Origin of the sequence: Mycobacterium europaeum (assembly GCF_034555895.2) — a bacterium.
Taxonomy (GTDB): Bacteria; Actinomycetota; Actinomycetes; order Mycobacteriales; family Mycobacteriaceae; genus Mycobacterium; species Mycobacterium europaeum.
Genome location: NZ_CP157315.1, coordinates 5,070,233 through 5,082,529 on the forward strand (window position 1 = coordinate 5,070,233; position 12,297 = coordinate 5,082,529).

Consider the following 12,297-nt stretch of genomic DNA (forward strand, 5'->3'; position numbering starts at 1 on the left):
GGCGTAGCCGGGCGAAGCGGGTCGCCGCCGATTCTGTAGCGGCGATCGCGAGCGCGGCGTGGCCGGGCGAAGCGGGTCGCCGCCAAATTCGGTAGCGGATCGCCGCCGTTCGCGGCCGCGCTGGCCGGGTCGCCGGAGCCGGTACCGTGTAGGGGGTGCAGCAGGGGTCGGGAGGACCGCTTGGCTGCGATCCACCGACTCTGCTAGCGGGAGAACATGGCCACCAACGCCCGGCGCAAGCGCCACCGAGCCCTCGCCTGGACCGCCGCCTTGGCGATGGCGGGCGTGGTGTTGTTGGTCATCGTGCTGGTGGTGGTCTTGCTGCGCGGCCACGAGGCGCCGCCCAGCGCGGTGCCGCCCGGCGTGCTGCCTCCACCGTCGACGACCACCCACCCCCACAAACCCCGGCCGGCTTCGCAGGACGCGTCCTGTCCCGATGTCCTACTGGTCAACGTCCCCGGCACCTGGGAGTCGGCCCCGCAGGACAATCCGGTTAACCCCATGCAATTCCCCAACGCTTTGCTGCACAAGGTGACCGAGGCGATAACCCAGCAGTTTCCCCCGTCCCGGGTGCAGGAGTACACCACGCCCTACACCGCGCAGTTCCACAACCCGCTGAGCGGTGACACCCAGATGTCCTACAACGAGAGCCGCGCCGAGGGCACCCGCGCGACAGTCCAGGCGATGACCGACATGAACGCCAAGTGCCCATTGACCAGTTACGTGTTGATGGGCTTCTCGCAGGGCGCGGTGATCGCCGGTGACATCGCCAGCGACATCGGCAACGGCCGCGGGCCCGTGGACGACGACCTCGTGCTCGGTGTGACGTTGATCGCCGACGGCCGCCGCCAGCCCGGAGTGGGCAAGGACGTCGGGCCGAACCCGCCGGGGGAGGGCGCCGAGGTGACGCTGCACGAGGTGCCCGTCCTGTCCGGGCTGGGTCTGACCATGACCGGAGCGCGGCCCGGCGGGTTCGGGGCGCTCGACAGCAAGACCAACGAGATCTGCGCACAGGGCGACCTCATCTGCGCGGCCCCGGAAGAGGCGTTCAGCGTGGCCAACCTGCCCAACACGCTCAACACCCTGGCCGGCGGTGCCGGACAGCCCGTCCACGCGCTGTACGCGACGACGCAGTTCTGGAACCTGGACGGCCAGCCGGCGACCGATTGGACGTTGAATTGGGCGCAGGGACTGATCGCCAACGCCCCGCATCCCAAACATGGATGACCCGGCCGCGGGACACAGCCGTCAGGAGCCCGTTGCCGGTGCAGATCAGCGGTACCTTGTGATTTGGTGTGCCGCGGGCCGCCCCTTAACATTAAGAGGAATTTAAGAGCTATAACACTTTTTTGCGGACCCGGTCCTGGTAGCAGCCCAGGGATGAGCAGGAGCCGGCGCCGGTGGCGCCGCGCGAGGACTGGCCCGCGTAGAGATGGAAACCGTCGGCGTGGCCGACCAGAACAAAAAACGCCGGCGTAGCGCCGGCCTAAAACAGGTGTGACAGGAGAGCGGAATGCCGTACCACAACCCGTTCATCGTGAATGGAAAGATCAGGTTCCCCGACAACACCAACCTGGTCAAGCACGTTGAGAAGTGGGCAAGGGTTCGCGGCGACAAGCTGGCCTATCGGTTCCTCGACTTCTCCACCGAGCGCGACGGCGTCGCGCGCGACATCGTCTGGCGCGATTTCAGCGCCCGCAACCGGGCCGTCGGCGCCCGGCTGCAGCAGGTCACCCAGCCCGGGGACCGCATCGCCATCCTGTGCCCGCAGAACCTGGACTACCTCATCGCCTTCTTCGGCGCGCTCTACGCCGGGCGGATCGCGGTGCCGCTGTTCGACCCGGGCGAGCCGGGCCACGTCGGCCGTCTACACGCGGTGCTCGACGACTGCACCCCCTCGACGATCCTGACCACCACCGAGGCCGCCGAAGGCGTCCGCAAGTTCATCCGCGCCCGTTCGGCCAAGGAGCGGCCCCGCGTGATCGCCGTCGACGCGGTGCCCAACGAGGTGGCCGCCACCTGGGTCGAGCCGGAGGCCGACGAGAACACCATCGCCTACCTGCAGTACACGTCCGGCTCCACGCGCACCCCGACCGGTGTCGAGATCACCCACCTGAACTTGCCGACCAACGTGCTGCAGGTCCTCAACGGGCTGGAAGGCAAGGAGGGTGACCGCGGCCTGTCCTGGCTGCCGTTCTTCCACGACATGGGTCTGATCACGGCGCTGCTGTCACCGGTGATCGGGCACAACTTCACCTTCATGACGCCGGCCGCGTTCGTGCGTCGGCCCGGCCGGTGGATCCGGGAGATGGCGCGCAAGCCCGAGGACGCCCCGGACAGCGAGGTCATCACCGTCGCGCCGAACTTCGCGTTCGAGCATGCCGCGGTGCGCGGTGTGCCCAAGGAGGGTGAGCCGCCGCTGGACCTGAGCAACGTCAAGGCGATCCTCAACGGCAGCGAGCCGGTGTCCCCGGCGTCGATGCGCAAGTTCTACGAGGCGTTCGCGCCCTACGGCCTGCGCGAAACCGCGATCAAGCCGTCCTACGGCCTGGCCGAGGCGACGCTGTTCGTGTCCACCACCCCGATGGACGAGGCGCCCAGGGTCATCCACGTCGACCGCGACGAGCTGAACAAGCAACGTTTCGTCGAGGTCCCCGCCGACGCGCCGAACGCCGTCGCGCAGGTTTCCGCGGGCGTCATCGGCGTCGATGAGTGGGCCGTCATCGTCGACCCCGACACGGCCAGCGAGCTGCCCGACGGGCAGATCGGCGAGATCTGGCTGCACGGCAAGAACCTGGGGCTCGGCTACTGGGGCAAGGAGGCGGAGACCCAGGAGACCTTCCGCAACATCCTCAAGTCGCGCATCAGCAAGTCGCACGCCGAGGGAGCCGAGGACGACGGGCTGTGGGTTCGCACCGGTGACTACGGCACCTACCACAACGGGCACCTCTATATCGCCGGCCGCATCAAGGACCTGGTCATCATCGACGGCCGCAATCACTACCCGCAGGACCTGGAGTACTCGGCGCAGGAAGCCAGCAAGGCCCTGCGCACCGGCTATGTGGCCGCGTTCTCCGTCCCGGCCAACGAGCTGCCCCAGGTGGTGTTCGACAACCCGCACACCGGCCTCAAATACGACCCCGAGGACGGCTCCGAGCAGCTGGTGATCGTTGCCGAGCGCGCGCCCGGCACGCACAAGCTCGACTACCAGCCCATCGCCGACGAGATCCGCGCGGCCATCGCCGTGCGGCACGGGGTCACCATCCGCGACCTGCTCCTGGTGCAGGCCGGAACCATCCCGCGTACCTCGAGCGGCAAGATCGGGCGTCGCGCGTGCCGCGCCGCCTACCTCGACGGCAGCCTGCGCAGCGGCGTCGGGTCACCGACCGCCTTCGCCAGCTCCACAGACTGAATTCACGAAAACCATGGCTGAGACTGATCACTCCGAGAACCCAGAGAACACCGGCGGCGACGTCCCCGCCAAGAAAGCCGACCTGCGCGCCGGCGACGATGCAGTGGGGGCACCTCCCGCTTGCGGGGGACGAAGCGATGCTGAGGAGCGGCGCACAATGACGGTCCCCGAGATGCGCGAGTGGCTGCGCAACTGGGTGGGCAGGGCCGTCGGGCGCTCACCGGACGACATCGACGAGTCGGTGCCGATGGTGGAACTGGGGCTGTCGTCGCGCGACGCCGTGGCGATGGCCGCCGACATCGAGGACATGACCGGTGTCACCCTGTCGGTCGCGGTGGCCTTCCAGCATCCGACCATCGAGTCGTTGGCGACGCGGATCATCGAGGGCGAGCCCGAAGTGGACACCAGCTCCGACGACGTCTCGGACTGGACGCGCAACGGCCCCGCCGAGCGGGTCGACATCGCGATCGTCGGCCTGTCCACCCGGTTGCCCGGGGACATGAACACCCCTGACGAGACGTGGCAGGCGCTGATGGAGGGCCGCGACGCCATCACCGACCTGCCGGAAGGCCGCTGGGAGGAGTTCCTCGAGGAACCGCGGCTGGCCGAGCGGATGGCGAAGGCCCGCACCCGCGGCGGCTACCTGAAGGACATCAAGGGCTTCGACTCCGAGTTCTTCGCGGTCGCCAAGACCGAGGCCGACAACATCGACCCGCAGCAGCGGATGGCGCTGGAGCTGACCTGGGAGGCGCTCGAACACGCCCGCATCCCCGCGTCCAGCCTGCGCGGCGAGTCTGTCGGCGTGTACGTCGGCGTCTCCAACAACGACTACAGCTTCCTGGCGGTGTCCGACCCGACGGTCGCGCATCCCTACGCGATCACCGGCACAGCGACGTCGATCATCGCCAACCGGGTCTCCTACTTCTACGACTTCCGCGGCCCGTCGGTCGCGGTCGACACCGCGTGCTCGAGCTCGCTGGTCGCCATCCACCAGGCCGTCCAGGCGCTGCGCAACCGGGAAGCCGACGTCGCGGTCGCCGGCGGCGTCAACGCCCTGGTCACGCCCGTGGTGACGCTCGGCTTCGACGAGATCGGCCAGGTGCTGTCGCCCGACGGCCGGATCAAGTCGTTCTCCTCGGACGCCGACGGCTACACCCGCTCCGAGGGCGGCGGCATGCTGGTGCTCAAGCGGGTCGACGACGCCCGCCGCGATGGCGACCAGATCCTGGCCGTGATCGCCGGCAGCGCGGTCAACCACGACGGCCGGTCCAACGGCCTGATCGCCCCCAACCAGGACGCGCAGGCCGACGTGCTGCGCCGCGCCTACAAGGATGCCGGCATCGACCCGCGCACCGTCGACTACATCGAGGCGCACGGCACCGGAACCGTCCTCGGTGACCCGATCGAGGCCGAGGCGCTGGGCCGCGTCGTCGGCCGTGGCCGCCCCGTCGACCGCCCGGCCCTGCTGGGTGCGGTGAAAACCAATGTGGGCCACCTGGAGTCGGCGGCCGGCGCGGCCAGCATGGCCAAGGTGGTGCTGGCGCTGCAGCACGACAAGCTGCCGCCGTCGATCAACTTCGCCGGCCCCAGCCCCTACATCGACTTCGACGCGATGCGCCTGAAGGTGATCGACCGGCCCACCGACTGGCCGCGGTACGGCGGCTACGCGCTGGCCGGGGTGTCCAGCTTCGGTTTCGGCGGGGCCAACGCGCACCTGGTGGTGCGCGAGGTCCTGCCCCGCGACGTGATCGAGCGTGAGCCCGAGCCCGAGTCGAAGGTCACCGCCGAGGCGGCCTCGGAAGCCGCTGAGCCCCCCACCATGGAAGCCCACGCGCTGCGCTTCGACGACTTCGGCAACATCATCCCCGACGCCGAAGTGCCCGAGGAGGAAGAGCCCGAACTGCCGGGCGTCACCGACGAGGCGTTGCGGCTCAAGGAGATCGCGCTGGAGGAGCTGGCGGCGCAGGAGGCCGCCGAGCCCACCAAGCCCCTGATCCCGCTGGTCGTGTCGGCGTTCTTGACCTCGCGCAAGAAGGCCGCGGCCGCCGAGCTCGCGGACTGGATGGAAAGCCCCGAGGGGCAGGCGTCGTCGCTGGAATCGATCGGGCGGGCGCTGTCGCGGCGCAACCATGGCCGCTCGCGCGCGGTGGTGCTGGCCCACGACCACGAGGAGGCCGTCAAGGGTCTGCGCGCGGTGGCCGAGGGCAAGCAGCGGCCGGGCGTGTTCAGCGTCGACGGGCCGGTGACCAACGGGCCGGTGTGGGTGCTGGCCGGCTTCGGCGCGCAGCACCGCAAGATGGGCAAGAGCCTGTACCTGCGCAACGCGGTCTTCGCCGAGTGGATCGAGAAGGTCGACGCGCTGATCCAGGACGAGCTGGGCTACTCGGTGCTCGAGCTGATCCTCGACGACTCGCAGGACTACGGCATCGAGACCACCCAGGTCACCATCTTCGCGATCCAGATCGCCCTCGGCGAGCTGCTCAAGCACCACGGGGCCAAGCCCGCCGCGGTGGTCGGGCAGTCGTTGGGCGAGGCCGCGTCGGCCTACTTCGCCGGCGGGCTGTCGCTGCGCGACGCCACCCGGACCATCTGCTCGCGCTCCCACCTGATGGGTGAGGGCGAGGCGATGCTGTTCGGCGAGTACATCCGGCTGATGGCGCTGGTGGAGTACTCCGCCGACGAGATCAAGACGGTCTTCGCCGACTTCCCGGACCTGGAGGTGTGCGTCTACGCCGCCCCCACCCAGACCGTCATCGGCGGCCCGCCCGAGCAGGTGGACGCGATCATCGCCCGCGCCGAATCCGAGGGCAAGTTCGCCCGCAAGTTCCAGACCAAGGGCGCCAGCCACACCCAGCAGATGGACCCGCTGCTCGGGGAGCTCGCCGCCGAACTGCAGGGCATCAAACCGACGAGCCCGACGGTCGGGATCTACTCGACCGTGCACGAGGGCACCTACATCAAGCCCGGCGGCGAGCCGATCCACGACGTCGACTACTGGAAGAAGGGGCTGCGCCACAGCGTCTACTTCACCCACGGCGTCCGCAACGCCGTCGACAGCGGCCACACCACCTTCCTCGAGCTGGCGCCCAACCCGGTGGCGCTGATGCAGGTGGGCCTGACCACGGCCGCGGCCGGCCTGCACGACGCGCAGCTGATCCCGACGCTGGCCCGCAAGCAGGACGAGGTCGAGTCGATGATCTCGACCATGGCGCAGCTCTACGTCTACGGCCACGAGCTGGACATCTGGACGCTGTTCAGCCGCGCCTCGGGGCCGCGGGATTACGCGAACATCCCGCCGACCCGGTTCAAGCGCAAGGAGCACTGGCTGGACGTGCACTTCGCGCACGGCAGCAGCTCGGTGCTGATGCCGGGTAACCACGTCGCGCTGCCGGACGGCCGCCACGTGTGGGAGTACAACCCCCGGGGCCTGACGGACCTGCCCGCGCTGGTGAAAGCCGCTGCGGCCGAGGTCCTTCCGGACGCGCAGCTGGCGGCGGCCGAGCAGCGTGCGGTTCCGGGTGAGGGCGCCCGCCTGGTGACGACGCTGACCCGGCACCCGGGCGGCGCGTCGGTGCAGGTGCACGCCCGCATCGACGAGTCCTTCACGCTGGTGTACGACGCGCTGGTCACCCGCGGCGGCGACGCGGGCGTCGCCCTGCCGACCGCGGTGGGCGCGGGCGCGGCGCTTGCGGCGTCCGCCAACGGGGCTGTGGCCGCGCCGCAGGAGCCCACCGACGAGCCCGAAGCCGAGACCCTGACCGACAGCCTGACCAACCGGTACTTCTCGGCCAGCATGGGCAAGTGGTCGCCGGAGTCGGGCGAGACCGTCGCGGAGCGCCTGGGCCTGATCGTCGGCTCGGCCATGGGCTACGAACCCGAGGACCTGCCGTGGGAGGTGCCGCTGATCGAGCTCGGCCTGGACTCGCTGATGGCGGTGCGGATCAAGAACCGCGTCGAGTACGACTTCGACCTGCCCCCGATCCAGTTGGCCGCGGTGCGTGACGCCAACCTCTACAACATCGAGGAGCTGATCAAGTACGCGGTCGAGCACCGCGACGAAGTCGAGCAGCTGCACGAGCACCAGAAGACGCTTACGCCCGAGGAGATCGCCAAAGAGCAGGCCCAGCTGCTCAGCGGGGCAACGCCGACAACGGTGGCCGCACCCGCGCCGGACCCGCTGGGGGCACCTCCCGCTCGCGGGGGAGCCGAGCCCGAGACTCAGCCGGCACCGTCGGCGTCGGACGCGACGATCCCGCCGCCACCGACGGATCCGTCCGGCCCGAAGGGGGCGGCGACCAACGGCGCGAAGCCCGATCTCGCGGGGGCGCTCAGCCAGGAGGCGGTGTCCAAAGCGCTGAATTCCGATGTGCCGCCGCGTGATGCGGCCGAGCGGGTCACGTTCGCCACCTGGGCGATCGTCACGGGCAAGTCGCCGGGGGGCATCTTCAACCCGCTGCCCAAGCTCGACGAGGGCACCGCGGCCAAGATGGCGCAGCGGCTTTCCGAGCGCGCCGACGGCGCCGTCAGCGCCGAGGACGTCCTGACGTCGGACACCATCGAGGCGCTGGCCGAGAAGGTCCGCCAGTACCTGGAGGCCGGCCAGATCGACGGCTTCGTCCGCACCCTGCGGGCGCGACCCGAGGGCAGCTCGAAACCGGCGCTGTTCGTGTTCCATCCCGCCGGCGGTTCGACGGTGGTCTACGAGCCGCTGCTGAACCGGTTGCCCGCGGACACGCCGATGTACGGGTTCGAGCGCGTGGAGGGCACCGTCCAGGAGCGGGCCGCCCAGTACGTGCCGAAGCTGTTGGAGATGAACGCGGGCAAGCCGTTCATCCTGGCCGGCTGGTCGCTCGGCGGCGCGCTGGCGTACGCGTGCGCGATCGGCTTGAAGCGCGCGGGTGAAGACGTGCGCTTCGTCGGGATGATCGACACCGTGCGCGCCGGTGAGGAGATCCCCCAGACGCAGGAGGAGACCCGCAAGCGCTGGGACCGGTACGCAAAGTTCGCCGAGCGCACCTTCAACGTCGAGATTCCGGCGATCCCCTACGAGCAACTCGAAGAGCTCGACGACGAGGGTCAGGTCAAGTTCGTGCTGGACATCGTCCAGCAGAGCGGCGTGCAGATCCCGGGCGGCATCGTCGAGCACCAGCGGACGTCCTACCTGGACAACCGGGCGCTCGAGACCGTACAGATCGAGCCGTACGACGGCCACGTCACCCTGTACATGGCCGATCGCTACCACGACGATGTGATCGAGTTCGAGCCGCGATACGCGGTCCGCCAGCCCGACGGCGGCTGGGGCGAGTACGTGGCCGACCTCGAGGTGGTACCCATCGGCGGCGAGCACATCCAGGCCATCGACGAACCGATCATCGGCAAGGTCGGTGCTCACCTCTCCGACGTGCTGAATAAGGTAGAGGCCGAAACCAGTCAGACGAGTGAGGTGGGCAAGTAGTGACGGAGATGGCGCCAGCTCCTATTCAGCACACCACCGCCGAGAAGCTGGCCGAGCTCTACGCTCGCCTGGAACTGGCCAAGGAGCCCGGCGGCGAGAAGGCCGTCGCCAAGCGCGACAAGAAGGGCATCCCCAGCGCCCGCGCCCGCATCCACGCGCTGGTCGACCCGGGCACCTTCATGGAAGTCGGCGCGTTGGCCAAGACGCCGAACGACCCGAACGCGCTCTACGGCGACGGGTGTGTCACCGGGCACGCCATGATCGACGGGCGGCCGGTCGGGGTGTTCTCCCACGACCAGACGGTGTTCCAGGGCACGGTCGGCGAGATGTTCGGCCGCAAGGTGGCCCGGCTGATGGAGTGGTGCGCGATGGTCGCCTGCCCCATCATCGGCATCCAGGACTCCGGCGGGGCCCGCATTCAGGACGCCGTCACCTCGCTGGCGTGGTACGCCGAGCTGGGCCGCCGCCACGAGGCGCTGTCCGGGCTGGTGCCGCAGATCTCCCTCATCTTCGGCAAATGCGCCGGCGGAGCGGTGTATTCGCCCATCCAGGACGACCTGCTCGTCTCGGTGCGCGACCAGGGCTACTTCTTCGTCACCGGCCCCGACGTGATCAAGGAGGTCACCGGCGAGGAGGTCACCCTCGACGAGCTGGGCGGCTCCGACGCGCAGGCCCGCTACGGCAACATCCACCAGGTGGTGGACTCCGAGGCCGAGGCGTTCCAGTACGTGCGCGACTTCCTGTCGTTCCTGCCGTCGAGCACCTTCGGCCAGCCGCCGATCATCAACCCCGGGCTGGAGCCGGAGATCACCCCGACCGACCTGGAGCTCGACACGATCGTGCCGGATTCCGACAACGCGGCCTACGACATGCACGAGATCCTGCTGCGCATCTTCGACGACGGGGACTTCCTCGACGTCGCCGCGCAGCACGGCCCGGCCATCATCACCGGCTACGCGCGCGTCGACGGCCACCCGGTGGGGGTGATCGCCAACCAGCCCATGTACATGTCGGGGGCGATCGACAACGAGGCGTCCGACAAGGCGGCGCGGTTCGTCCGGTTCTGCGACGCGTTCAACATCCCGCTGGTCTTCGTGGTGGACACCCCGGGCTTCCTGCCGGGCGCCGAGGAGGAGAAGAGGGGCATCATCAAGCGCGGCGGCCGGTTCCTCTACTCGGTGGTCGAGGCCGACGTGCCGAAGGTGACCATCACGGTGCGCAAGTCCTACGGCGGCGCCTACGCGGTGATGGGGTCCCGGCAGCTGACCGCCGACTTCAACTTCGCCTGGCCCACCGCGCGCATCGCGGTGATCGGCGCCGAGGGGGCCGCGCAGCTGCTGATGAAGCGCTTCCCCGATCCGACCACGCCCGAGGCGCAGCAGATCAAGAAGGACTTCATCGAGGGCTACAACCTCAACATGGCGATCCCGTGGACCGCCGCCGAGCGCGGGTTCATCGACGCGGTCATCGACCCGCACGAGACCCGGCTGCTGCTGCGCAAGTCGCTGAAGCTGCTGCGGGACAAGCAATTGTGGTTCCGCACGGCGCGCAAGCACGGGCTGATCCCGGTCTAATCATCACCGTGAGCAGACACAAAATCGCCCAATCTTGGCGATAGACGGGCGATTTTGTGTCTGCTCGCGAAAGCTAGCCCGTGAACGCGCCGTCGACCAGTTCGTCGAAGCGCTCCAGCGCGTCGTCGCGGTCGTCGTCGATGCCGCGCAGCGCCCCGCGGTCGGCGAGATACCGCTGGGCGTGCAGCCGGGCGACCAGCGCCTTGCGCTCCCCGCCGCGGGCGGCACGCTCCCAGGCGGCCTGCTCGGTGAGCAGCGCGCCCGCGTAGACGTCGCCCATGAATTGGGCCAGCGGGAACAGCCGCGCCTCGGCCAGGTCGCGGTCCAGTTTGGACCAGGCCGTGATCGCCGCGTCCAGGTCCTCGACGCGCCCCGCGACCAGCCGGGTGGTGTCGTCGTCGTCGGACACCGAGACCGCGTCGCGCAGCCGCGCCAGCAACGCCTCGTGTGCGCGGGCCTGCTCGATGCCGCGCCGCACATCCAGGCATAGGATGTTGTCCGGCCCCTCCCAGATGGTGTTGACCTGGGCGTCGCGCAGCAGCCGGGCCACCGGCCAGGTCTCGATATAGCCGTTGCCGCCGTGGATCTCGATCGCATCGGACGCCGCGGTGATCCCGAGCCGGCATACCTTGAGCTTGGTGACCGGCACCGCGATGCGCTGCCGCATGCCGCGGGGCTGGCGGTGATTGGTGGCGCCGGTGCCGTCGAAAACCATTGCCTGCGCGGCTTCGACGTCCACGATCAGCTCGGCGAGCTTGCGCCGCATCAGCGGCTTGTCGATGAGCGCGCCGCCGAACGCGTGCCGCCGCCGGGCATAACACAGCGACTCGACCAGGGCACGGCGCGCGTTGCCGAGCCCGAACAGGGCGATGCCCAGGCGCGCGGCGTTGGTCAGCTCCATCATGCGGCCCAGCCCCTTGCCGTCGGACGGGCCAGCCTCCCCGGTGGGCTCGCCGGACAGCAGAAACGCTTCGGCGTCAACGAATTCCACTTCGCCGGACGCCACCGAGCGGGTGCCGAGCTTGTCCTTGAGGCGGCGCACCCGCACCCCGTTGCGCGACCCGTCGCGGCGGGTGCGCAGCACCAGGAAGTTGGCGACGCCGCGCGTGGAGTCGGGCGCTCCCTCCGGCTTGGCCAGCACGACGAACGCCTCGCCGGCGCAGTTGGAGGCAAACCACTTGAAGCCGTTGAGAATCCAGGCGTCGCCGGCGCGCGTCGCCGTGGTCTCCAGCGCGCCCAGGTCCGAACCGCCGGTGCGTTCGGTCAGCAGCTGCGCCGTCTCGCCGGCCCACTCGCCCGAGGCGAATTTGGCCAGCACGTGGTCTCGCACGTCGGCGGGCGCGTAGGCGGCCACCAGCGACTGGACCATGCCGCCGCCCGTGCCGAGGGCGCAGCCCATCCCGATATCGGCCTGGTTGAGGAGATAATTCGACGCGAACAGGCCCAGACCCGAGCTCACCTTGGCGCCCCGCGCGTCGTTGCGCAGGGCCTGCTGGGCGTCCAGGACCGCGCGCTTGGACTGGGTGAAGGAGGCCGGCATCACGACCTCGCTGACGTCGTGCCCCCAACGGTCGTAACGCTCCAGCCGGGGCGGGTTGCGGTCGGTCTCCTCCGCCCATCTCGCGACCGGTCCGCCCATCAGCTCGCCCATGCGCACCAGGTGCGGCTCGACGACCGCAAGCTCGTCGGGCTGCAGGTAGTACGCCATGGTGAACTGCAGCGTGGGATCGGTGAGGTACCAGTTGAGACCCAGGGCCCCGCGGTAGTTCTCGGTCCGGTAGCGCTGCGCCTTCTCCTCGGTGGAGAAGGGCAGCCGGTCCACCGCCTCAACGGCGTAGTCGCTCATGGCAGAGACG

At 69.5% G+C, this 12,297-nt stretch carries 5 protein-coding genes; 4 read left to right on the forward strand and 1 reads right to left on the reverse strand.

Annotation, left to right across the window (positions count from 1 at the left end; genetic code table 11):
• Positions 1 to 216: 216 nt before the first annotated feature.
• From culp6 to U8D42_RS23380, 4 genes are all read left to right on the forward strand, one after another.
• Complete coding sequence (gene culp6, locus U8D42_RS23360; RefSeq protein WP_085242480.1) at positions 217 to 1,227, forward strand: carboxylesterase Culp6; 1,011 nt, start codon at positions 217 to 219, stop codon at positions 1,225 to 1,227.
• A 286-nt stretch (positions 1,228 to 1,513) separates the two neighbouring features.
• On the forward strand, positions 1,514 to 3,412 hold the full coding sequence (fadD32, locus tag U8D42_RS23365; protein ID WP_322858079.1) for a long-chain-fatty-acid--AMP ligase FadD32: 1,899 nt from the start codon (positions 1,514 to 1,516) through the stop codon (positions 3,410 to 3,412).
• Between the two features lie 157 nt (positions 3,413 to 3,569).
• Positions 3,570 to 8,867, forward strand: coding sequence for a polyketide synthase Pks13 (gene pks13, locus U8D42_RS23375; RefSeq protein ID WP_322858766.1), 5,298 nt, complete (start codon positions 3,570 to 3,572; stop codon positions 8,865 to 8,867).
• An 8-nt stretch (positions 8,868 to 8,875) separates the two neighbouring features.
• Entirely contained in the window at positions 8,876 to 10,441 is a 1,566-nt protein-coding gene (locus U8D42_RS23380) for an acyl-CoA carboxylase subunit beta (RefSeq protein WP_322858078.1), read from the forward strand.
• Between the two features lie 73 nt (positions 10,442 to 10,514).
• Here U8D42_RS23380 and U8D42_RS23385 read toward each other — a convergent pair whose 3' ends face one another.
• Positions 10,515 to 12,287, reverse strand: coding sequence for an acyl-CoA dehydrogenase family protein (locus U8D42_RS23385; RefSeq protein ID WP_322858077.1), 1,773 nt, complete (start codon positions 12,285 to 12,287; stop codon positions 10,515 to 10,517).
• Positions 12,288 to 12,297 lie beyond the last annotated feature (10 nt).